Here is a 23,499-nt window from a genome sequence, read left to right as displayed (position 1 = left end):
AAGGAGGTAGGACCTTGCAAACCGTTTATTTAGCGGCAGAGCCAATCAGCCGTTTGTTTGGACTGGATGCAGAAACAGTAAGCAGCGCACTGATCGTGATGTTTAGTATGTTTCTTTTGTTTATTCTACTGGGCTATTTATTGTTTAACCCGGTAAAGCAGTTCTTGGCGCAGCGTCAGGAAAGAATTGCCAGTAAACTTCACGAAGCGGACGAAGCTGAATTTGCAGCCCATAAGATGAAAGAAGAGTACGAGGCAAAGCTGAAGGAGATTCAGAAGGAATATGACAGTATTCTGGAAGAAGCCCGCAAGAAAGCCTTGGACAAAGAGCATAAAATACTGGCTGAGGCCCAGCAGGAGGCGGAAAAGATCATTGCCCGCGGCCGGCTGGAAATTGAAAGAGAAAAAGCGCAGGTTCAGGACGATATTCGTCATGAAATCGTAGAGGTAGCCGCTCTTTTAGTCGGAAAATTTATTGAAGCGAATATGAGTGATGAGAAACAAAGACAGCTTATTCGCGAAACAATGGACGGGATGGGTGATAACGCATGGATGAATTAATAGGAAAAAGATACGGAACAGCCTTGTTTGAGGTTGCGCGCGAGCATCAGGAACTGGACAGGATGGAAGAGGATATCCGGCTGGTTTTGCGTACTATTAAGGAAAATCCGGGCTTTATTGAAATCTTGTTATTGCCCAGCGTGTTATTGGAAAAAAAGAAAGACTTGATGAAAGAAGCCTTGGCCGGCAAGATTAATCAAGATTTGATGAGTCTTTTGCTTTTGACCGTAGATAAGGCCAGACAGGCGCATCTGGAGAAAATATTGGAATATGCGCTGCAAGCCGTTCAGGAGGAAAAGGGCGTTTTAACCGCCTATGTCACTTCGGCGGCGGAGCTGACGGCAGAAGAAAAAGAAGCCTTGAAGGTTAAACTTTCAAAGCAAACAGGCAAACAAATAGAATTAGACTGCAGGATTGACACGGCTCTGATTGGCGGCATGATCATTCGGGTGAAGGATCGGCTGGTAGATCATACGATCAAAGGCGAGCTGCATAAATTAGCGAAGCAGCTGAATGCAGTTAAAATCAGCAATTAGAAAGGCGGTGGAATCACAAGATGAATTTAAGACCGGAAGAAATCAGCTCGGTGATTAAAGAGCAGATTAAGCGATATGAGTCTGATCTTACAGTTTCAGATGTAGGAACCGTGATTCAGGTAGCCGATGGAATTGCGAGAATTCATGGATTGGAGAAGGCGATGGCCGGAGAATTATTGGAGTTCCCGGGCGACGTCTACGGCATGGTATTAAACTTAGAACAGGACAATGTCGGTGCTGTTTTAATGGGTGAAAGCAAAGAGGTAATGGAAGGTGCAACGGTTAAGTCAACCGGCCGGGTTATTGAAGTGCCGGTCGGCGATGCTTTGATCGGGCGTGTAGTTAACGCGCTGGGTCAGCCGATTGACGGCAAAGGCCCGATTGTGACCGAACATTATCGTCAAGTGGAAAGAGTTGCCCCGGGCGTAATTGAAAGAAAGTCCGTTGATACCCCGCTTCAAACCGGAATCAAAGCAATTGACTCCATGGTGCCGATTGGCCGAGGCCAGCGGGAACTGATTATTGGAGACCGGCAAACCGGAAAAACGGCGGTGGCGATTGATACAATCATCAACCAAAAAGGCCAAAATGTATTATGTATTTATGTGGCAATCGGCCAAAAAGCCTCAACGGTTGCGGCATTGGTTAGAACCTTAGAGGAAAACGGAGCAATGGATTTTACAACCGTAGTAGCGGCAACGGCATCCGAGCCGGCTCCGCTTCAGTATATTGCTCCCTTTGCCGGCTGTGCGATGGGCGAGGAATGGATGGAAGACGGCAAAGAAGTGCTGATCATTTATGATGATTTGTCTAAGCATGCTGTGGCTTACCGGGCCATGAGTCTGCTGCTTCGGCGGCCGCCGGGACGGGAAGCTTACCCGGGCGATGTTTTCTATCTGCATTCCCGGTTATTAGAAAGAGCGGCAAAATTAAGCGACGCCAGAGGCGGCGGCTCGCTGACGGCACTGCCGATTATTGAAACGCAGGCCGGCGATATTTCAGCCTATATTCCGACGAATGTTATTTCAATCACCGACGGTCAGATCTTCTTAGAGTCGGAACTCTTTAATTCCGGCGTGCGTCCGGCGATTAACGCAGGTCTTAGCGTATCGCGGGTAGGCGGTGCGGCGCAGACCAAGGCGATGAAGAAAATTGCCGGTCCTATCCGGGTAGAGTTGGCGCAGTACCGCGAATTGGCGGCGTTTTCGCAGTTCGGTTCGGATTTGGATAAAGAAACCAGAGACAGACTGGCGCAGGGCGAGCGGATTATTGAAGTGCTGAAACAGCCGCAGTATACGCCCAAGAGCGTAGCCGATCAGATTTTGATTTTGTACGCGGCGACCAGAAAATATCTGATGGATGTGGAGGTTACGGAAGTAGCTCGTTTCCAAGAGGAATTCATTGATTTTATCGATACCAAATACAGTGACTTAAAAGCGAAGTTGGCCGGCAAAGACGGCTTAACGAAGGAACTTGATCAACAGATTGCCGGCATCTTGGATGAATTTATGCCGAAATTCAAGAAGTCCGTAGAAAAGGTGTGATAAGATATGGCGTCCATGAAAGATATTAAAAGAAGAAAAGAAAGCGTTAGCTCTACGCAGCAGATCACCAAGGCCATGAACCTGGTGGCAACTGCCAAACTCCAGAAGGCCAAGCAAAGTGTGCTGGAAGCCAGACCTTATTTCGAGCAGATCCATAGGACGATTTCTTCCATTTTATCCATCAGCGAAGGAATTCATCATCCCTACTTGGAAAAGCGCGAAGGGAAAAAAGTGCTGTATGTTTTAATTTCTTCCAATCGTGGATTAGCGGGCGGTTACAACAGTAATATCATTAAGCTGGTGTTAAGGCATATCAAGGAAAATAAAAATGAATCAACGATGGTCATAGCCGCCGGTAAAAAGGCGCAGGATGCGGTCAGAAAAGAGCAGATTGAGCTGGCCGGCAGCTATAACGGTTTGATTGAAAACCCCAATTATAAAGAGGCCAAAGTGCTTTCGGAAAAAGTGATTGACCTCTTTAACAGCGGAGCGGCAGATGAAGTGTATGTAGCGTATACGGCCTTTCATTCGACATTAAGTCAGGAGCCGAAACTTATGAAGCTTTTGCCGCTGAATCCGGAAGAGTTCCGGCTGGAGGATGGGGCAGGCAGTTATGCGATGATGAATTATGAGCCATCGGAAGAAGTGGTTTTGGATTATATCGTGCCGAAATATGTCAAATCTTTGCTGTTCGGTACTTTGAAGGAATCGGCCGCCTCCGAGCAGGGCGCTCGTATGACGGCGATGGACTCAGCAACTAACAATGCGACCGAGATGATTGAGAAATTAACGCTCATGTATAATAGAGCCCGTCAGGCTTCGATTACGCAGGAGATTACCGAGATCGTCAGCGGCGCAGACGCACTATAAGAAGGAGTGCTTTACTTATGGCAAATCAAGCAATTGGAAAAATCACTCAGATCATAGGCGCCGTATTGGATATCAAGTTCCAGACTGAGGAACTTCCGGCAATCAACAATGCCGTCGAGATTACCAGAGCCGACGGCACCAAGCTGATTGTCGAGATTTCTCAGCATTTGGGCGATGATACGGTCAGGTGCATTTCCATGGGTTCCACCGACGGTTTGATGCGGGGCATGGAGGCAGTCGATACCGGAGCGCCGATCTCAGTGCCGGTAGGCGAAAAGACGCTGGGGCGAATCTTTAACGTTACCGGTCATGCCGTTGATCAAAAGCCGGATTTGGACGGAGAGCGCTGGTCGATTCACCGTCCGGCTCCGAAGTTTGAGGAACAGGCAACGGAAACCGAGATTTTGGAAACCGGAATCAAGGTTGTCGATTTATTATGCCCCTATCAAAAGGGCGGAAAGATTGGTCTGTTCGGCGGTGCCGGCGTAGGCAAAACGGTTTTGATTCAGGAACTGATCCGCAACATTGCGACCGAGCATGGCGGCTTTTCCGTATTTACCGGTGTTGGCGAGAGAACCAGAGAAGGAAATGACCTTTATCATGAAATGACCGAATCCGGCGTTATTGAGAAAACGACCATGGTGTTCGGACAAATGAACGAACCGCCGGGAGCCAGAATGAGAGTGGCGTTGACCGGTCTTACCATGGCGGAATATTTCCGGGATGAAGGCGGTAAGGACGTGCTGCTGTTTATTGATAATATTTTCCGTTTCACTCAGGCCGGCTCCGAGGTATCGGCGCTGCTTGGCCGGATGCCCAGTGCGGTTGGTTATCAGCCGACACTGGCTAACGAAATGGGTATTTTGCAGGAGCGCATTACCTCGACCAAAAAGGGATCAATCACTTCGGTGCAGGCGGTTTACGTGCCGGCCGATGACTTGACTGACCCGGCTCCGGCTACAACCTTTGCCCACCTTGACGCGACCACGGTATTATCGCGGTCGATTGTGGAAAAGGGTATTTATCCGGCAGTTGACCCGCTGGATTCGACTTCGCGGATTCTTGACCCGCGGATTGTCGGTCAGGAGCATTATGATGTGGCCAGAAGAGTGCAGCAGATTTTGCAGCGCTATAATGAATTGCAGGATATTATTGCGATTTTGGGTATGGACGAGTTGTCCGATGCCGATAAAGTAACGGTTTCCCGGGCCAGAAAGATTGAGCGGTTCTTATCGCAGCCTTTCTTCGTGGCCGAAACCTTTACCGGTCTTGCCGGACGCTATGTGCCGCTGGCAGAAACGATTCAGGGCTTTAAGGAAATCCTGGAGGGCAAGCATGACGACCTGCCCGAATCAGCCTTTTTAATGGCCGGAAATATGAGCGATGTTATCAGCCGAATTGAGGGGTGATGAACATGGCGGAAGAATTAAAAAATAATCAATTTGATTTGGTGATTATTTCGCCGGAGCGCCAGTTTTATCACGCGCCGGTTGAAAGAGTAACTTTCCGCACAACCGAGGGTGATTTGGGTGTGCTTAAGGGGCATATTCCCTTGACGGTCGGCTTATCGACTGGGCACTGCAAGATTCAGATTGACCCGAATACGGTTCATGTTGGCGTGATTCACGGCGGTTTTGCTGAGATTCAGCCGGATCGGGTGACGATTTTGGTGGATGCGGCGGAATGGCCGGATGAGATTGATGTGGAAAGAGCCAAACGGCGGATGAAGAAAGCGGAAGAAGTTTTAAGCAGCGCCGAAGCGGGCGATCCGGCGATTAAATGGGCGCGTTATTCGATGCTCAAGCAAATGGCCCGGATTGAGGTTGGCTCCCTCAATGAGGGAAACTGATTTTCCGAAAAATAAGAAAGCAGGCGGTTTTGAGAGGAAACTGCCTGCTTTCTTGGTTCTTTGTCAAATGGTGTTGGTAGAGAATAAAATCAAATTTCAGGGTGAAATAGCGTAAGCTATCTCACCCTTGTTATATTAATGGATGAATCAGCTTTTTAGTAATAAAGATTTTATTTGTTTTTTGTCAAATGGTGTTGGTACAAATGAAAGAATAAAATCAAGGCTCAAGGTGAGATGGCGTTACTGCTCTCGCCTTTCATAGTAATAGGACAATAAGTTTTCCCGGCATAAACGGGACATTATCATATATGGCTTATAAAAAGGGACAAGAAGTTTTTTCGCCTATTGACAAATTAGGACTTTTCGTTTAAAATGTAAATGTAACCGGTTACAAATAGAGTTGTTAAATAGAATAATGACGATATATGGCGGCGGTATTTAATTGATGCTTTAAAACCAAAATAAGCGTTTCAAACAGGCAAAGCAAAACAGAGTTTGCAAATTATTCTTGTTGGAGAATTTTCAAATATTGGCAGAATAAAAAATATGGAACTCAACTTTCCCCTGATCGAAGTGCTGCGCACTTCTGCCCGGGCGGGTAGTTAGCCTAAAAAGACTGTTCTGGCGAACATGGGAAAGTTGAGTATAGAATAAACAAAAGTAGGCGAAAATAGGGAAAATGAAATAGAAAGCAACGGGAAAAAGATTGGGAAAAGTGAAAGACTAAGTTTAAATAAAATGTAATCGGTTACAAAGAAGCGGGGTATATAGCGAGCGGCAAAATTGTTTTGTCACTTGCGGAAAATAAGCAAAACCAAGGGAAGGGGAGGAGGAAAAAGAGTTTTATTTTGTTGCGGGGAATAGGGGTTAAAATAATCGCTCGTATCAAGTAATTTAGAGTTCGGACAAGCACTAAGCAAAAGGAGGGAATATCAATGTTACAGCGAAAGAAAACGGCAAGTTTGATGATTTTAATGGTAATGATGCTGATTTTGTCGTCTTGCGGCAGTTCGCAGGCACCGACCAAGACTCCGGATCAGCCGGCGAAGCAAGCAGAAAATAAGACGGACAGCCAAGCGGATAATCAGACGAATAGCGAAAAGGTGGAGCTGCGCTTTTTGTTATGGGGCAATCAAAAGGAGATTGAGTGTAAAAAGAAATGGACGGAAGAATTTAATGCTCAAAATGATAAAATCCATGTCAATTTGGAAGCAATCCCGGAGGGGTTTCATGAGAAACTGACAGTGCAGGTTTCTTCTGGGACATTGGCAGACTTGGTGCAAATCGCCGGTGACTTTGGCGGAGAATATTTTAAAAAAGGTACTTTTGCGCCGCTCGATGATTATATTAAAAAAGATGGTTTAGAGGGGGCGTGGGTGGACAGCCTGATGAGCGGATTATCCTATAACGGCAGTGTTTACGCTGCACCGACTACGTTTTATTCCGGTTTTATTATTTACAACAAAACAATGTTTGAGGAAAACAACGTTCCGCTGCCCCATAAGGGCTGGACGGAAGAAGAATTTTTGGCGGCCGCTAAGGCTTTGACTAAAGGTGAGGGCGATAACAAGGTTTGGGGTGCTGATTTTTCTTCGTGGTGGGCGTATTCGCTGGCCAGAAACTTATATGCCGGGTATAAAGCCTGGGATTGGGAAACCGGAAAAATGACAGCAGATACGCAGGGCTTCCGGGATGGCGTTCAGTTTGTTACTGACCTGTATAGAGTACATCAGGTTTCACCGACACCGACGATGGCAGCTGATATCGGCGGAACCTTTGAAACCGGGAAATATGCCATGACCATCGGTGCATCTTGGGATATGGCCAGCTTTAACGAAGCGATTGGCGATAAGTTTGAATGGGATATCGTCACTTTTCCGGCCAATCCTAAGTATGGGCAGTGGCGTTCACCGTTGTGGACAACGGCGATTGGTATTTCGGCTGATTCGCCGCATAAGGATGAGGCATGGGAATATATTCGCTATATGTCGGCTGGTAAAGTGCAGGAAGAAATGGAGATTATTGGTTTGCCGGCGCTAAAATCAATTAGCCAGGACAGTAATTTCATCAATTCGATTCCGGCCGGCTGGAAAAAGTTTGATAAATCGGTATTTTTTGACGCGCTTGACTATGCCGTAGACGGTGTGGTGTTGAATGAGATTCAGGATGAGGTTATTAAGGTTGAGTTGGAGCTCTTGTTTGCAGGTGAGCAGGATATCGATACGACCTTAAAGAATATTCAAACCAAAGGGCAGTTAAAGTTAGACAGAATGAAGGGTTAAAGGAATGTCGGCGTTTGGCGGCGGCTTGTTTTTTAAGCGGAAAGCATAAAAAAGAGCGCCGCCAAAGTGCCGGGCTGTCTCTGAAAAGGGAAGAAATGCAATACTCTTGCGGGCAGAGAAAGGATTAAGGAAAAGTTGAGTGCATAAATGGGGGCATGCTTATGAAAAATAGAAAAAGACAGGCAAAATATTTTTACCTCTTTATTTCTCCGTGGTTAGCGGGCTTTTTCTTGTTGACATTTCTCCCGCTGATTTATTCTATTTATTTGTCTTTAACCCAGTATAACGGAATTACGGCACCGCAGTTTATTGGCCTGCAAAATTATGCGGATATTCTTCTGAGCGATGCTTTGTTTCAAAAAAGCCTGTTTAATTCCTTTCATTACGCATTGGCTGCGGTACCGACCAGTCTGCTTTTAGCGTTGGTGATTGCTTTGCTGCTGTCGAGGGAATCCAGGACCAGCAATTTCTTTCAGATTGTTTTTTATTTTCCGTCGATTGCAGCCGGAGCGGCAGTATATGCGGTAATTAAGTTTTTGCTCAAAGGAGAAGGCGGCTTGCTTAATTATGTTTTATCGCTGGTTGGAATCAAAGGCCCGTTTTGGCTGACGGATCCTAAGTGGGCGATGACGGCGCTGGTCATTGCCAATTTAATCTTCTGCGGGCAGCAGATGTTGATATTTTTAGCCGGAATTAAGCAAATCCCGGTTTCCTATTATGAAGCGGCTAGATTAGACGGTGCGGGCAGTTTCCAATGTTTTTTCAGGATAACTTTTCCGCTGATTGCCAATGTTTTTATATTTAATTTAGTGATGGGCATAATCAGTGCTTTTCAGGTCTTTGTTCAGCCGCTGATTATGACCGGCGGCGGACCGTTTAAAAAAACTTATGTTTACGGAATGTATATCTATGACAGTGGGTTCAGTTTTGGCCGGTTTGGCTATGCGGCGGCGCTGGCTTGGATTATGTATCTGATTATTATTTTTACGAGTATGTTTATTTTGCGGTCGCTGCAAAAGTTGATGAATTACGAAGAATAAGCAGGGGGGTGAAGCAATGCTGCAAAAGAGCCGGTTCGGGCTGCGAATATTACTATGCACCGCATTGGGCGTGGTATTTTTGCTGCCGTTTATCTGGATGTTGTCAACATCGCTGATGAGCACGACGCAAATTGTAAAATATCCGCCGGAGATGGTACCAGCGCCTTTGACGCTGCGTTCATTTGCATATATTTTTACCAGTACGAACTTTTTTACTTATTTAAAAAACAGCAGCATCATAACAGGCTTAAATATTTTGGGGGCTTTGCTGAGTACACCGATAGTAGCGTATGGTTTTGCCAAATATGACGCTCGTCTGAAAAATGTATGGTTTACCATTTTGATGTCAACTATGATGGTGCCGTATTTTGTTACGATTATTCCTTTGTATAATATCTATGCCAGATTAAAGCTAATCAATACCTTTGTGCCGCTGGTACTGCCGAATTTGTTGGCGGGAAGCAGCTTCAGTATTTTTTTGCTGCATCAGTTTTTTAAAACTTTTCCGGGCGAGATAGAAGAATCGGCTCGAATTGACGGCTGCGGCGAGCTGCGGATTTTGTTTGAAATTGTTTTGCCAAATTCCAAAGCCATATTGTTTGTGGTGGCGATTTTTATGTTTGTTTGGACGTGGAATGATTATTTTGGGCCGGCAATTTTTTTGAACGACGAACCGAAATACACATTGGCGGTTGGTTTGGTGTTTTTAAACTCGTCAATCAGCGGTTACAAGGATGCTCTGGATCAGGGGCCGGTTATGGCGATGGCACTTTTGACTGTGCTGCCGGTTATTATACTGTATGCTTGTTTTCAGAAATATTTTATTAAGGGGATTGTAGCCAGCGGACTAAAAGGTTGAAGGCAGCAGTTTTGTCTTAACGGCCGAAAGTGCGGAGTCAGACCAAACATTGAAACCAAAAATGAGGCGAAAGGAATAGAGAGAGATGAAAGACTTACCGGAAATCAAAAAGAGAAATGGCGGGCATTGCTTTTGGCTGGAAGGGCATCCGTTTATTATGCTGGCGGCCGAAACGCATAATTCTGCCTGCGCCTCGCGGGAGTATATGCAGCAGGTGTGGAGCAAGGTGAAAGAATTAAACTGCAATACTCTTTTAGCGCCGGTTTATTGGGAATGGATTGAACCGCAGGAAAATCAGTTTGATTTTGACTTGGCAGAACAGCTAATAATAGAAGCAAGAAAAAATCGGATGAAATTGGTCTTGCTGTGGTTTGGCAGTTGGAAAAATGGGCTTTCTACTTATGCGCCGACTTGGGTTAAGACGGATGGGCAAAGGTTTTCCAGAACGGAAGATGAGCATGGCAGAAGAACGAAAATATTGAGCATGTTTGGCAGCGAGGTTTTGGCGGCTGAGCAGAATGCTTTTAGAAACTTTATGCAGTATATAAAAGTCTTTGACGCAGAGGAACAAACCGTTTTAGCTGTGCAGATAGAAAATGAAGTAGGCATTTTGGGGGCGGCCAGAGATTTTTCTGTGGGCGCAGAAGCTGAATATAAGAAAGATATCCCGAATTCCTTGGCGAAACATATAAAAAATTGCAACCTATGCGGTACAGAGGCTGAGGACTCAGAGGGAATGGAAACGGTGAAAAACGGGGAGAGCAGCAAAGCCTTTCTTTCCGAAGCGGATACAAACAGGATTGGCGGTTCATGGGAAAAGGTGTTTAAAGAAAAGGCGGAAGAAGTGTTTATGGCTTGGCATTATGCCGGTTATATAAATGAACTGGCTAAGTGCGGGAAAGAATGTTATGCGTTGCCAATGTTTACCAATGTTTGGCTGAAGAGCCATGCCCTGGAAAAAGCGGGCGTTTATCCCAGCGGCGGGCCGGTGCCGGAAATGCTGGATATTTGGAAGCTGGGAGCGCCAAGTTTGGATATATTGGCACCGGATATTTATACCTTTGATTTTGCCGGGGCAGCCGATTCCTACGCCAGAGCGGATAACCCCTTGTTTGTTCCGGAAACACGCCGGGATAAGTGGGCGGCGGCTAATTTATATTTGGCCGTAGGCCGGTATCATACCTTATGTTATTCGCCGTTTGGGGCGGAAAGTATTGGAGAAGATCATTCCTTTATTACCGGGCGTATTCATACAGATTCTAAGGATAAAAATGTATCCAGTCCGGCGGTCAAGGAATATCTGGCACAAAGTTATCGGCTTTTGGGCAATATGCTGCCGGTTATTACCGGACATTACGGCGACGGTAAAATGACAGGTTTTGTTCAGGGGCGCAGTGAAAAAGAAAAGCAGCTTGAACTGGGCGGATGCCGGCTGACGATCCAGTTTTATCATTCGGTAAATGACGATGATGAATTTCTTCCGGCAGCAGGCATTATAATCCAAGCGGGTGAATACGAATGGATTTTTGCCGGCTATGGATACAGAGCTTGCCTTGATGCGGCAGAAAGCGGAAAGCAATTGGATTTTTTGGCATTGGAAAAAGGTCACTATGATGAAAAGGCTAACTGGATAAAAGATATGGACTTAAACGGCGACGAGCAGCAGGTTCAAATGGAAGAAAAGCCAACGGCAGTAAGAGCTTGGTATTATGAATTTTAAAAGCAGCCGGTTTTGTTCAGAGAGGTGCAAAGGGTGCAGGTTACCGGATTTGAACTGAAATTTTAATAGAGGAGAAAGTAAATGAAAGCTTCTGCGGTTACAATTAAAGATATTGCTGCCAGAGCCGGCGTTTCGGTGGCAACGGTTTCACGGGTAATCAATCGGTCAGAACAGGTTACGGAAGAGACGAAACAAAGAGTGCGGAAAGTCATAGAAGAATTTGACTATCGGCCAAATGCGATTGCCCGCAGCTTATATACCAAAAAGAGTAATGTCATCGGCTGTATTTTACCGGATATTACCAATCGCTATTTTGCGAAAATTTATCTGGCAATTGAGCAGATTGCTTATAAATACGGGTATACGATGTTTCTGTGTAATTCGATGAATCAGTCGAAGCTGGAAAGCGTGTATTTAAAAAAGCTGGTTGAACAGCAGGTAGACAGTATTATTTTTATGGGCGGCTGCGTCAATGACTGTGTGCCCAAAGCGGATGTTGTGGAGGAGCTGAAAGCAGCGGCAGCCATTTGTCCGGTGGTGGTAATCAACGGCGAGATTGATGACGACCGGATTTACACGGTCAGCACCGATGAGGAAACGGCGGTTGATCGGATGGTGCATTATCTGGTACAGAAAGGTTATCGGCGGATTGCAATGGTAGGCGGCGCCAAAGGGATTACGGTAACGGAGTTTAAAATGGCTGCCTTTCAAAAGGCCTGTTTAAAATATGGTTTGGCCGAGGGCGATTTTTTTACCTGTTATGGTGAATTCCATTTTCAGGGCGGCGAAGCCATTTTTCAGGAACTGCGGCAAAGCGGTCGGCTGCCGGAGGCGCTGATTGCAATTAATGACGAGGTGGCGGCCGGAATCCTTCAGGCTTGCGTCAAAGCTGGGGTTAAGGTACCGGAGGAGTTGTCAGTGATGGGTTATGACAATACGGATTTGGCGGAATGTACTTATCCTAAATTGACGACCTATTCGCATCCTTACGCTAAGCTGGCGCAGTTTGCTGTAGAAACTATCCGGCATTTATATACGGATAACGCGGCGGTGAATCGGCAGCTTTTGCGGGGGGAGATGATAGAAAGAGAAAGTATTGGCTTGGCTTACAGCGTGATAGGCGCAGGATATAAGAAATAAAAAGGAGGAATAAGAATGAAGAAATTATTAGCGAGTTGTTTGGCAGTTGTTATGTTGATTACGCTGCTTGGGGGCTGTGGGGAAAAGACGGAAAAACCGGCAGAAACGGGACAGACGCAGCAGACGAGCGAGAAAGGAAACAAAGAGACGGGCGCGGCCGAAAAGATTAAACTGAAAATGACGATTTTCGGGAGCGACAATGATGAGGCGGTATATCGTCAGCGTTTGGATTTGGTGCAAAAGAAATATGAAAATATTGAGGTGGAGCTGCTTTATATTCCGTCGGAATACGCCACTAAGGTAAAAACAATGTTTGTTTCCGGCGAAGCGCCTGATATTTTGCAGCTGTCAGAGGATGTTCATTCTTATTCGGCCTTGGGTCAAATCATGGCGTTGGATGATTTGGTGAGCAAAAATGGACTGGATTTGGGGAAACGCTTTGGTACGGCGCATCAAACCTATGTTTATAAAGATAATTTGTATGCTTTGCCGGATCGCGGCGGCGCAATGATTGTGTACTACAACAAGGATTTGTTTGATAAAGCGGGAGTAAGCTATCCTACCAAAGACTGGACTTGGAAAGATATGTTGGCGGCGGCGCAGAAGCTGACTGTCCGAAATGGGGAAGAGGTGGAAACATACGGCTTTGCTGCCGGTGATTGGTGGCCGTGGTGGCTGAGTTTTATTTATCAAAATGGCGGCCGGATTTTGGACAAGGACGGCAAAGTAGTATTTAATTCGCCGGAAACCGTAGAAGCACTTCAATTTTATAATGATTTGGTCTTTAAGCACAAAGTGGCACCCTCACCGCAGGAATATGCCGATATGGGCAATCCCGGCCCGGATCCTTTATTTGCTCAGGGTAAGGTTGCTTTTGAAATTACCGGCTTTTGGAATATTGGTTCATTAAATAATGTGCCGGATTTGAACTATGATATCGCCCCGCTGTGGCATCAAAAGGAAAGCGGCACGACAGCCTTTGGTTCGGGGCTGGCGATTTCCCAAAACTGCAAATACCCGGAAGTCGCTTATCAGGTGATTGATTTTCTGACGAGCGTGGAAGGGCAAATGCCAATCGTAGAAATGAAACAGGACGCGCCGGTAAACATTGAATTGTTAAGCAGTGAAAAGTTTTTAAGTGCGCAGTTTGCCAGTCGGGCAATTGACATGAATGTTTTTTCGGAATCAGCCGACCAAATTATGGATTTGCCGTTAGGGCCTTATTGGAATGAAATGACGGAAATATGCGGGAATCATTTGAGTGAATTGTTTAACGGACAAAAAGAAGCGGCAGAAGTAGCCGAAAACATTCAGGCGGATTTAGAAGAAATGATGAAACGCTATAAATAAGCGCAAGTTTATAGGCTATGCGGCTCCAGCAGAGTTTTGGAGCCGCATAGAAAAGAGGAGGCAGTAATGGCAGCAGGGCAAAGAAGCAGCAAAAGACAAAAAATAGAAAGACACTTGTTCTTTTTATTTACCGCCCCTTGGATTTTGGGCTTTCTGATATTTACTTTAGGGCCGCTGGCAGCGTCTGTCTATATCAGTTTTACGGACTGGAATATGCTGACAAAGCCCAATTTTATAGGCTTGGAGAATTATATTTATTTATTTTCAGAAGATAAACTTTTTTGGAAAGTGTTATACAATACTTTTTACTATGTGCTTATTATGGTGCCGCTGACGACGGTGGTTTCTCTGTTGGTGGCATATCTTTTAAACAAACCGGTTCGTGGTATTCGCTGGTTTCGGACGATTTTTTATTTGCCGTCGGTCGTACCGGTGGTAGCAAGTTCGCTGATATTCTTATGGATTTTAGCACCCAAGGGCATAATCAATCAGGCCTTGGCTTTTTTGGGGCTGAAAGGACCGGCGTGGCTCTTAGATGAAAAGTATGTTAAAATGTCTTTCGTTATGTTGGCGCTGTGGGCGGTTGGCGGCAGCATGATTTTGCTGCTTTCGGGAATGCAGAGCATTTCCAAAGAATTATATGAATCGGCGGCATTGGACGGAGCAAGCCGCTGGCGGCAATTTTGCAGCATTACGATACCAATGCTGAGTCCGATTATCTTTTTTAATTTGATTATGGGAATTATTGGTGGTTTGCAGACCTTTTCGCAGGTTTATATTTTGACGAAAGGAGGGCCGAACAACGCCAGCAAAATGATTGTGCCGTATCTTTATGACAATGCGTTTAAGTATTATCGTATGGGTTATGCGTCGGCGCTGTCGTGGGTGCTGTTTGTAATTATTCTGGCATTTACTCTGGCGGTGCTGAAGTCATCCAGCCTGTGGGTATTTTATGAGGGTGAGGTGAGAAAATGAGAAGAAAGCTGAGAAATGGGGAAAAGATAAGGCTTTACTTGATTTTGACACTAATCGGAATTTTAATGCTGATGCCCTTTGTCTATATGATCTCTATCTCTTTGATATCGCCGCAGACCAATGCGAAGATGTTGTTTACGGTTTTGCCGCAGGAGTTGCATTTTCAAAACTATATTCGTGTTTTTACGGATGAGAGAATTCTCCGCTGGTTTATGAACAGTGTTGTGCTGGTGGTGTTTTGTATGATTGGTCAGGTTATGGCCAGTTCGTTTGTGGCGTTTGGCTTTGCCCGGCTGAATTATAAGTACAAAAATGTTTTGTTTATGATTTTGCTGGCAACGATGATGATTCCGCAGCAAATTACGCTGATTCCGCAGTTTATTATTTTTACCAAACTAAAGTGGGTCAATACCTTACTGCCGATTATCGTTCCTAATTTTGCCGGCGGAGCATATAATATTTTCTTATGTCGGCAGATTATTATGACGATTCCGCAGTCGTTAGACGATGCGGCCAAGATTGACGGCTTAGGCTATATCGGAATTTACTTTAAAATGATATTGCCCTTGATTAAACCGGTGCTGGCAGTGATTGCCATATTTACCTTTAATTATAATTGGGGTGCGTTTATGGAACCGCTGATTTATATTGAGGATAAGGCAAAAATGCCATTGGCGCTGGGAGTGCAGATATTAAGTGCGACTTCCTCTGTCGGCGCTACGCCGGAGTGGAATATTGTTATGGTATCTTCTCTGCTGCTGACTTTGCCGATGATAATTATTTTTATATTGAATCAGCGGCGAATCTTTGAGTTGAATGTTGGAATCAGCAGCGATGTAAGTAAGTAGCGAGGTGAGGGAATTGGAAAAAATAGTTTTAACCGAAGAAATGATAAAGACAGCATCCGGCCGTAAGTTTGCCGGCTGGGGTACAAGTCTGGCATGGTGGGCCAATGTAATTGGTCGGTGGCGGGATGAGGATAAAAAGCAAGCGATTTGCGATTTGATTTTTTCGCTGCCAAAGGGTTTGGGGCTTACTATTGTCCGCTATAATTTTGGGGCGGGCGAACCGGGGAAAGAGCCGGCTAATTTTCGAGTCGGTGCGAATATAGAATGTTACGGCCAAGGCCCGGCCAAGTGGGATATGGACAGGGATGGCGGGCAGCGCTGGATTTTGCAGGAGGCAATAAAGAGAGGCGCTAATCAAACAGAGGCGTTTTTTAATTCGCCGCCGCTGTGGCTTTTGGCTTGTCCGTCAACGGCCGGAGCGGATTATGGGCAAAATAATCTCCTGCCGGAGCAGGAGGCGGCATTTGCCGAGTATGTGGCGGAACTTTTAAACCAGTTTGCGGCGGCATATCAGATTCGCTTTCATAGTCTGTCTTTATTTAATGAGCCGTCCTCGATGTGGTGGCAAAGCGATAATGATCAGGAGGGCTGTCATTACAGCGTAGCGCAGCAGGAGCGGCTGCTGTGCCTGATGCAGCAAAAAATAAAGGAAGGGGGCCTGTATCCCTTAACTTTAAGCGGGCCGGAGGGCTGGAGCGTATTTGAGAGCATTAGTATGTACAATGATTTGTCAGAAGCGGCGCGGGCGGCTTTGGGGAGAATCAGCACGCATACTTATTTGGCGGATGACAGAGCCAGAAAGGCGCTGTGCCGTTTGGCGCAAAAAGAAAAAAAACCGCTGTGGATGTCGGAAGTTTGTCTGGCGCAAGAGGGAGCACAAGAGCCGGCGGCAATGGCCAGCGGGCTGCGGATTGCCAAGGCGATTATGGCGGATTTTGCATATTTGCGGCCGGAAGCATGGGTTTACTGGCAGGCAGTGGAGAATAAAAATCTAAATCACAACTATGGTTTTATTCAGGCCGGTTATGATGAAAAAGAGGAATATCATATTACCAAGAGTTTTTATGTATTTGGTCAATTTACACGCTTTATTCGTCCGGGTATGCTGCTGCCGGAGCACTTGCCGGAAAACGGCATAATAGCCTATGACCCTGTGGAAAATAAGGCGGTTTGCGTGCTGTTGAACGAAACGGCGGCAGAGAAAAGCTGCTGCATAGAGAGCGGGCAGGACATTGTTCAGGCAGCGGCGGTGATTACTTCCGAGGGGAAGGATATGCAGCCGTATTCCATCGACAAAAATGAGAGAGAAGTAAGGCTGATATTACCGGCTCAAAGTATACTGACAGTGGAGATTTTTTGGACAAAGGAGCAGGCGTAAGCGGAGAAAGGATAAAGCAGAGCATAGGAACAAAGCTTCTGAAAGAAGAAAAAGGGAAAATATATAAAAAAATAATTTACACAATAAGATGATAGTGATATAGTTATAATGAAATCAGGTTACAGTCAAAGAAAGGAAGAGATAGCAAACAAAAAAACATGTCAAATCAGGAAAGGGAAGTTTAAAATTTATTGATCCGAGAAACAGGAGGTGTACTATGAAAGTATTATTGAAAAAAATGGGTAGACTACTGTTTGTCTGTGTCTTTATAGTTTGTTCTATTGGCCAGATAGAAGAGGGCACTGATGTTTCCGGGGCAAAGAGGAATGAAACGTTTGAGTTTGAGCCGATTATACGGCAAATCTTAGATGGATATCAAAGTTTTTACCGGTTAGAGAATTTTGAAACAAGTACTTTTGAGTTTGAAGTGGACGGTGTGCCATATTTGGGCATTGACGTATCGGTAGATATGACGTTGACTTGCCATCCTAAAGAACTTCCCTATTTTAAAGGCATGGAAATGGCGATGGAGAATGGCGGATTGGGGATTACTGACCGTTTGGAAGCGCAGCGTCAAATGGAAAAGCGGGCGGAGGAAATTATAGAGGAGTGCTACTTAGTAACAGACCGGTCGACGTTTAAGTATGCAATTAAAAAGGAAGATTTAAATCCGAAAGAATTAAGCAAGTTGTCTGCTTATTATTGCAGAGTAGACGCAAGTGCTCCGATTCTCTACCGGGCGGATAGTACAAACACACCGGAAGATAAGAAGATGGAAATGTTTAATTCAGGTTATAATATGGTTTTGCAGAAGATAAAGACGGCCGATGTTATTCGGGCTAATGTTAATTATGACCGGCTTGCCGCGAGAGATTGGGCACAGAATAATGCTTTTTTTGCCAAAACTACGAAGCAGACCGGCATGATTTTAGAACTGGAAAAGGGTCAAATAAAAATTGAAAAAGCGATTCATTTGGTTTGCTTTCACGAGGAAGAAAAGAAAGAATTGGATCGGCTGGGACTTTCACCGAAAGATTATCCCGGCGGTCAATACTTTGAGCGGCTGGGGGAAACTATGATTTTAAAGGTTTCATCATCGGCACAGATTACCATATTTGATACCAGTCAAAAATATATGCAGGTGGAAAACGAGCGAGAGTATACTTTTAAAAATTATGCTGACTTTTTAAAAGCGGCGGAAACGGATGAGGAACTGTTTCTCCGGCCGTATGTATTTACCATTAAAAATGGAATGATTATCAAAATGGAAGAAAGACTGTTAATCTGAGAATATAAAAAACCTGCGGAAGATTTTAGATTAAGAAATCTTCCGCAGGCTTTTTAAATATTGGAGTTCAAATAACAAATAAAGAAAAAATAGCGGCAGTTCCTCTTTTATTACAACTTTATAACACGCTAAAATTCCTTAAAAAACAATTGATTTTTTCATCAGGATAGCCGATAATAATATAAGATAGTGTAGTGCTGGAGAATCTGGAAAAGTTGAGGAGTAAACTATGAAGAAATTAATTGCTTGCGTTCTAAGCCTGAGTATAATAATACCGTTATTTCCGGCGGTGCCGGCCGCGGCGGCGGAGAAATGGATTTCGTGGCTGCAGACGGCAACGATGGATATTAATCTGAATATTATTGAAAACAAGTCCGGAACAGATGATTTGCTGTTTGAGATTAATCTGTCCGAACCCAACAAGTATGAACTTGAGTATTTCTTGAATTCCGGAGAACGGCGGACATTGGAGATCATAAATAATCCGGATGATCTGGAAGTCAATTTCATGATTGAGAGCGGAACGCAGGCGGTACATAACAATGTGACCGAAGCGCAGATGGATATTTCCTTTTTAAGCGCCGATTACAGCGGCGATATTCCCGTGTGGAAAAGCTACCGGGGAGCAGAGCTGGCAACCTTCAAAGCGACTCACCTGATCGGCGGCAAATTAAACTATGTCATTGATAAAAGAGCCAGCGCCAAGTTTCCGGGAATTGCTTTTAACATCAATAACCGGATTTTAATGCTGCGCGGCGATTTTAACTCCGGTAAGGCTTATTTATATCTGGATAAATATCAGATCGGAACAATTTTTCCGATTAAGCTGACCAATCCGCTGGGTGAGGTGCAGCAGGTCAATGCCTTAAAATCATTGCGCAATTTTACTACCATTCCGACGCATTTAACCAAAGATCCGGGCAATCCGGGACAAAACTATGAACCGACTCCAATCGTTGTACCGGGTATGCCGAACTCGGAAAAAGCCGGTTCGCGGCCGGGTATCCGGATGGAATTTGAGCAGCCCAAGGCTTTGGAGCCGGTTAGCTGGGCGTTTGACTATGATGCGGCTAAGCCGATTCTGAGAACCCTGTCAGCGGTCTTTGACCTCAAGGACTTGGCCGGCCCCGATAATATGGATATTCAATTTAAGCTTGATCCGGACGGCGTAAAAACGATTACCTCTCTGCCGGCGGGCAATACCGGAACGGAGGTCTATACCTATGATCCGGCGCGGCATACCTACCGGATTGATATTGTTAAAGATAAGTCTGATTTGAATCAGCAAAATACAATCGTACAGTGGAAGAATCTGGAAAAATCCAAAATCTATAAGACCAAGCTGAACTTCCAGAAAACGGTCGGCCAAGAAAGCATCGTTGACTTTCCGGCCTTTTCTCCGCAGAATGAGTTTGCTTATACCTATATGGAGTTTACTTTGAAGCGGGCCGACAAAAAGGAAGCGTACCTGGAAATCACGCCTTATGATGTCGGCGATAATGTGGATTTGGAATATACGATTTTGTATAATAAGACCTATGTCGGTAATCTGGATGAAAACAATCATTTGTGGCTGCGGCATTATCAGCACAATGACAGCGGTCAGGCCAAGATTAATATTCCGGTGCCGTTTAACGATAGCTCCTCGACCGACCATTATCAGGTATTGTTCCGTTTTTCTTCAACCAATATTCGGTCGCAGCTTTTAAATTATCAGGCGGAAAATGATAAGGACGTGCCCCCGGCAATGCCGCATATCGTGTCAGTCGATAACCTGTATGTCACACCGCCGGATCAGGATGCGGCCGATCAAAGCATCCCCAGCCAGATTCAGCTGGACTTGGTCTGGCAGGCGATTGATAAGGTTGAACTGGAAAAAGTCTTTCAACGGATGGCCGATGACCCGAATCGGGATAATAACCCGAATAACGATGCCGTTTATTATGAATTATCAGTCAACACCTTGCCGGGCGAAACCGCCGACAATAAATATGAGATGTTTCAGGTCTACAAGGTGACAAAAGCAGCCGACGGCACTTATCATTTAAGCGTTCATCCGAGCCTGGCGGGTGATCCTTGGCAGGGCACGCCCAGTCAGGCCGGGCCGCAGTATGCCAATGGCTATGACAAGATTGATGAATTGTTCCGGATGGAAAAAATTATTTTAAATAAAGACGGCAAATGGCCGCTGGCGCATACCTCGGTGTATGATGAGGATAACCGGACCTATACCGTGACCGCTCAGGCCGATCCGAACAAACGTATTAAAGATCTGGCTTTTCCGGGTGTTAATTATTTCCGGATCAGAGCCTATATGGAAAAAGACGGTGTTGTGACCCGTTCCAGAGTGTCGATGCCGTACAGCTTTTCCATGAGTATGTTGATTTATGATGTCCCGACCGCCAATAACCTGCGTTATGAACCGGTGTATAATGTCAACCGGACGATTCCAGAGGGGGTGGCGATTTACTGGGATTGGAACAAGAATAAGACGGATTTTAAGAACTTTAAAGATGCAATGCTCGATCCGCTGAATAAGACAGCCGATTCGATTACTTATGTCGGCTATATTTCTCAAAACCGGCAGAAGCTGATGAAAATTACGCCGGAGGATAAGCAAAACCTGCTGCCGCTGCAATCACCGGAAACGCAGGGCGAACGAAAAATCGTGGTGACACCGGAGGAATTAGAAAAGTTCCGGGCGGGCGAAGTCTTTTACTTTGAAGCCAAGGATTTGAATCTGAACTCTTTGTCCGGTAAAATTGCCGGCGGTGAATTTCTGATGCAGATTACGGGGCTGGATCCGAATGAAGTTTACTATGTCCGCTTTGTGGTTGAATTGCAGGTCAAAAACGGCGACGGGACATTTGAAACCGACAGTCAGGGCAATAAGAAGCCCAGAACCAGTGTGCCCTCGGTTATCTTGGAAATGACCGTACCAAAGGTTAATCCCGAGCCGGGTGAAAATGAAAAATTGCCGCTGGCGCCGGATAAGTTCAAGGTAGACTTTATTGATGAAGAAAAGGTGCAGACCTATGCGGAATGGGAAATTCCGAAAACCATTTCGCCGGAGGAAAAAAACTATGGCTTTGAGCTTTTAAATATTGAAGATCAGGGCCTAGCTGAGGTGCTCAAAGAAAATACGATTGCGCTGGAAGATCTGGTTAACGGCAGTTCGCTTGACCCCAAGACGAACGCTTTGATTCAGGTGCAGGGCATTCATAACAACAATGTGCAGGCTTACCGGGTTGTTAATTTTACCGGCGAATGGGAGCTGCAGGTTTACAATCCGAGCAGTAAAGCGTGGGAAAGAGCACAGCAGGCGGAGTTTTCCATGGAAGACCGGATGATAAAGGTGATTGATAAGCGAAATTCACCGAACCGGGTGCTGTATTACTATGTCAGAACGGTGAAATACAATAACAACCAGGCCGTGCTTAGCCGGTCCCGTTGGCGGGAGGCAACGCTGACCACGCCGGAAATGAAGCGGCCAATCAATCTGATTGTCGATTATTCCAATGAGATGGACCATAATCCCAAGGAAGAGCGGATTATTCGGTTTGACGTGCCGCTGCCGGAGGGCGTGGTTCTGCATGAGAATTATCTGGTGCAGATCTTTGTCCGCGGAGAAAAGGATGCCAATTTTGTGGAAACCAATAAGGTTCAGGCCAATGGTCAAATCTTATATGGCAGCACCTATCTCAAAACGACTTCGGGCGCGCCGGCCAATTACCAGAGACTGTATTACAAAGTTTATGGTTTGGAGCCGGGCAAGGCCTATGATATCAAAGTGCGGCTGGAAGATCATACCAAGGATCAGGAGAAAAATCCGGACGGAAGCTATACCTATGCGACATCACCGTTTTCCGATGTGGTGCGGACGCGGACCGAGTTTGACCAGATAACGCATGATAAGGAAGAAAAGTATAAGGAATACATTGATTACTATGTTAAACGGGCGGAGGAATTAAAGAAAAATCCGTACTTTGATTTGACGACTGATAAGAAAAAGAATATTTTTAAATATCGGGGACAGTATGCTTCGGGAGAAATGCGCAATCAAACCAGAGCGGTTTATGATTTGGTCAGAGGCGAGGGTGAGACGGTTGCCTATTATCTGCCGGCGGAATGGATTCAGGCAGCGCCGGAGTTTGATACCGATTTGCGGCTGTGGATTAAGGAGCAGGAGTTTATTCTGCCGGCCGGCTTTGTGACCGAGGATGCGACGGCGGCGATCCGCGATGTCATTCGCCGGGTTAAAGAGTATCAGGGTTCGGTTAAGGATTATGCGATTTTGGTTGAACTGACTGCCGGAAAATATGGGGCAGCAATAGAGGGCGAACTGCCGCTGGAGCCGATGGTGAATATTTCGCTCAGTGTGGTCCGAGAGACCAAAACCGAGACCTATCTGGACAATATGTTACAGGCGGCGGTGGATAATGCCATCAGCAAGAATAAAGCCACTTTGATTGAAGAACTGGAAAAAGAACTGAAATACGGAATCCAGGACAGCAAACTGAATGACATTGTCAATAAGGTGATGGTTCAGGTACAGAAGGATTTTTCGGTTTTCGGTCAATTCCAGTATTTGTCGGCTGTCAGCAGCAGCAAGGACTATATTACCGCACTGAACCGGGAAATGAAGGTCAGCTTGAAACCGACTGTGAAAACAGAATATCAGGTGTTTTTCCGGGAGACTTCGGCTTGGCAGCCGTTGGAGCGGGTCAGCGACGGCTCTGTCCGCAGCGGCAAGACCGGTTCTTTCGCTGCCGTGCCGGATACGGTTCGGCAGAACCTGGCGGATATTTCAACCGATGCCGAAATCAGTATCATCAGGAAAAATGGTTTAACGAAAGTCTTTACCACATATGAATTGTCGCAGGACGGAGGTATCAGCGGCGAACAGCTGATTCGGACGGCGGCTCGGCTGTTGGGCGCAGGCGACAGCAATGATACGGCTGCTTTTCTGCGCAGTCAGGGAATAACGGTGCCGGCTTATGACCCGTATTATCCGGTCAGCCGGGAAAAAGCATACTATGTGCTGGCTCAGGTTTATGCCAAAAGGAACAGCAAACCGCTGGCCAATGTCAGGATTACGGATTTTTACGGAATTGAGGATCAGAATGAGATTGATGCCAAGTTCCGCAAGGATTTGCTGGCGGCGTATCATTTAAAGCTGCTGACTTTAAGAAATGGAAAATTGTCGCCGAAAGCCTCGTTTGCCATGAACGAGCTGCGCAACTTTTTAAGAAAGCTGTAA

The 23,499-nt window shown here is 45.7% G+C and carries 17 protein-coding genes; all 17 read left to right on the top strand.

Going from position 1 to position 23,499, the window contains the following annotated elements:
* Positions 1-14: 14 nt before the first annotated feature.
* The 17 genes from atpF (at position 15) to C3V36_00980 (ending at position 23,499) form a co-directional block, all read left to right on the top strand.
* Complete coding sequence (gene atpF / locus C3V36_01060) at positions 15-560, top strand: ATP synthase F0 subunit B (protein ID AVM67974.1); 546 nt, start codon at positions 15-17, stop codon at positions 558-560.
* Entirely contained in the window at positions 548-1,096 is a 549-nt protein-coding gene (gene atpH, locus C3V36_01055; GenBank protein AVM67973.1) for an ATP synthase F1 subunit delta, read from the top strand. The genes atpF and atpH overlap by 13 nt, the downstream gene beginning before the upstream one ends.
* 20 nt (positions 1,097-1,116) lie before the next feature.
* Positions 1,117-2,640, top strand: a complete 1,524-nt coding sequence (locus C3V36_01050) for a F0F1 ATP synthase subunit alpha (protein AVM67972.1) — start codon at positions 1,117-1,119, stop codon at positions 2,638-2,640.
* A gap of 6 nt (positions 2,641-2,646) precedes the next feature.
* Positions 2,647-3,510, top strand: a complete 864-nt coding sequence (gene atpG / locus C3V36_01045) for an ATP synthase F1 subunit gamma (GenBank protein ID AVM67971.1) — start codon at positions 2,647-2,649, stop codon at positions 3,508-3,510.
* Between the two features lie 17 nt (positions 3,511-3,527).
* Positions 3,528-4,919 carry a F0F1 ATP synthase subunit beta gene (gene atpD, locus C3V36_01040; protein AVM67970.1) on the top strand — a complete coding sequence of 464 codons (1,392 nt, stop codon included), beginning with the start codon at positions 3,528-3,530 and terminating at the stop codon, positions 4,917-4,919.
* The gene (atpC, locus tag C3V36_01035) at positions 4,919-5,359 is read left to right on the top strand and encodes an ATP synthase F1 subunit epsilon (GenBank protein AVM67969.1); all 441 of its coding nucleotides are present in this window, start codon (positions 4,919-4,921) and stop codon (positions 5,357-5,359) included. The genes atpD and atpC overlap by 1 nt, the downstream gene beginning before the upstream one ends.
* Before the next feature lie 935 nt (positions 5,360-6,294).
* Positions 6,295-7,641 carry a hypothetical protein gene (locus tag C3V36_01030; GenBank protein AVM67968.1) on the top strand — a complete coding sequence of 449 codons (1,347 nt, stop codon included), beginning with the start codon at positions 6,295-6,297 and terminating at the stop codon, positions 7,639-7,641.
* A gap of 155 nt (positions 7,642-7,796) precedes the next feature.
* Positions 7,797-8,681, top strand: a complete 885-nt coding sequence (locus C3V36_01025; protein AVM67967.1) for an ABC transporter permease — start codon at positions 7,797-7,799, stop codon at positions 8,679-8,681.
* A gap of 16 nt (positions 8,682-8,697) precedes the next feature.
* Positions 8,698-9,540, top strand: a complete 843-nt coding sequence (locus tag C3V36_01020; GenBank protein ID AVM67966.1) for a hypothetical protein — start codon at positions 8,698-8,700, stop codon at positions 9,538-9,540.
* Between the two features lie 85 nt (positions 9,541-9,625).
* Positions 9,626-11,260 (top strand): hypothetical protein, encoded by a 1,635-nt coding sequence (locus C3V36_01015; protein ID AVM67965.1) that lies wholly within the window; start codon positions 9,626-9,628, stop codon positions 11,258-11,260.
* 81 nt (positions 11,261-11,341) lie between these two features.
* On the top strand, positions 11,342-12,400 hold the full coding sequence (locus tag C3V36_01010; protein ID AVM67964.1) for a LacI family transcriptional regulator: 1,059 nt from the start codon (positions 11,342-11,344) through the stop codon (positions 12,398-12,400).
* A 15-nt stretch (positions 12,401-12,415) separates the two neighbouring features.
* Positions 12,416-13,750, top strand: a complete 1,335-nt coding sequence (locus C3V36_01005) for an ABC transporter substrate-binding protein (protein AVM67963.1) — start codon at positions 12,416-12,418, stop codon at positions 13,748-13,750.
* Between the two features lie 192 nt (positions 13,751-13,942).
* Positions 13,943-14,725, top strand: coding sequence for an ABC transporter permease (locus C3V36_01000; GenBank protein ID AVM70389.1), 783 nt, complete (start codon positions 13,943-13,945; stop codon positions 14,723-14,725).
* A complete protein-coding gene (locus C3V36_00995) occupies positions 14,722-15,573 on the top strand; it encodes a carbohydrate ABC transporter permease (GenBank protein AVM67962.1) in 852 nt (283 codons plus the stop codon). Before C3V36_01000 ends, C3V36_00995 begins: the two co-directional genes overlap by 4 nt.
* 13 nt (positions 15,574-15,586) lie before the next feature.
* Positions 15,587-16,951 carry a hypothetical protein gene (locus C3V36_00990; protein ID AVM67961.1) on the top strand — a complete coding sequence of 455 codons (1,365 nt, stop codon included), beginning with the start codon at positions 15,587-15,589 and terminating at the stop codon, positions 16,949-16,951.
* 217 nt (positions 16,952-17,168) lie between these two features.
* Positions 17,169-18,239 carry a hypothetical protein gene (locus C3V36_00985; GenBank protein ID AVM67960.1) on the top strand — a complete coding sequence of 357 codons (1,071 nt, stop codon included), beginning with the start codon at positions 17,169-17,171 and terminating at the stop codon, positions 18,237-18,239.
* A 229-nt stretch (positions 18,240-18,468) separates the two neighbouring features.
* Positions 18,469-23,499: a hypothetical protein gene (locus tag C3V36_00980; GenBank protein AVM67959.1), complete on the top strand. Its 5,031-nt coding sequence runs from the start codon at positions 18,469-18,471 to the stop codon at positions 23,497-23,499.

Source organism: Lachnospiraceae bacterium oral taxon 500 (genome assembly GCA_002999035.1).
Classification (GTDB): Bacteria; Bacillota; Clostridia; order Lachnospirales; family Vallitaleaceae; genus W11650.
The sequence above is the reverse complement of the archived record's forward strand: the minus strand, read 5'-3'. Positions and strand labels throughout refer to the sequence as shown.

Bases quoted from the DNA above. Each gene is read 5' to 3' on its own strand.
- C3V36_01010 (AVM67964.1), top strand. From the start codon at position 11,342: ATGAAAGCTTCTGCGGTTACAATTAAAGATATTGCTGCCAGAGCCGGC.
- atpC (AVM67969.1), top strand. From the start codon at position 4,919: ATGAACATGGCGGAAGAATTAAAAAATAATCAATTTGATTTGGTGATT.
- atpG (AVM67971.1), top strand. From the start codon at position 2,647: ATGGCGTCCATGAAAGATATTAAAAGAAGAAAAGAAAGCGTTAGCTCT.
- C3V36_01015 (AVM67965.1), top strand. From the start codon at position 9,626: ATGAAAGACTTACCGGAAATCAAAAAGAGAAATGGCGGGCATTGCTTT.
- atpH (AVM67973.1), top strand. From the start codon at position 548: ATGGATGAATTAATAGGAAAAAGATACGGAACAGCCTTGTTTGAGGTT.
- C3V36_01030 (AVM67968.1), top strand. From the start codon at position 6,295: ATGTTACAGCGAAAGAAAACGGCAAGTTTGATGATTTTAATGGTAATG.
- C3V36_01025 (AVM67967.1), top strand. From the start codon at position 7,797: ATGCTTATGAAAAATAGAAAAAGACAGGCAAAATATTTTTACCTCTTT.
- C3V36_01050 (AVM67972.1), top strand. From the start codon at position 1,117: ATGAATTTAAGACCGGAAGAAATCAGCTCGGTGATTAAAGAGCAGATT.
- C3V36_00985 (AVM67960.1), top strand. From the start codon at position 17,169: ATGAAAGTATTATTGAAAAAAATGGGTAGACTACTGTTTGTCTGTGTC.
- atpD (AVM67970.1), top strand. From the start codon at position 3,528: ATGGCAAATCAAGCAATTGGAAAAATCACTCAGATCATAGGCGCCGTA.
- C3V36_01020 (AVM67966.1), top strand. From the start codon at position 8,698: ATGCTGCAAAAGAGCCGGTTCGGGCTGCGAATATTACTATGCACCGCA.
- C3V36_01005 (AVM67963.1), top strand. From the start codon at position 12,416: ATGAAGAAATTATTAGCGAGTTGTTTGGCAGTTGTTATGTTGATTACG.
- C3V36_00995 (AVM67962.1), top strand. From the start codon at position 14,722: ATGAGAAGAAAGCTGAGAAATGGGGAAAAGATAAGGCTTTACTTGATT.
- C3V36_00980 (AVM67959.1), top strand. From the start codon at position 18,469: ATGAAGAAATTAATTGCTTGCGTTCTAAGCCTGAGTATAATAATACCG.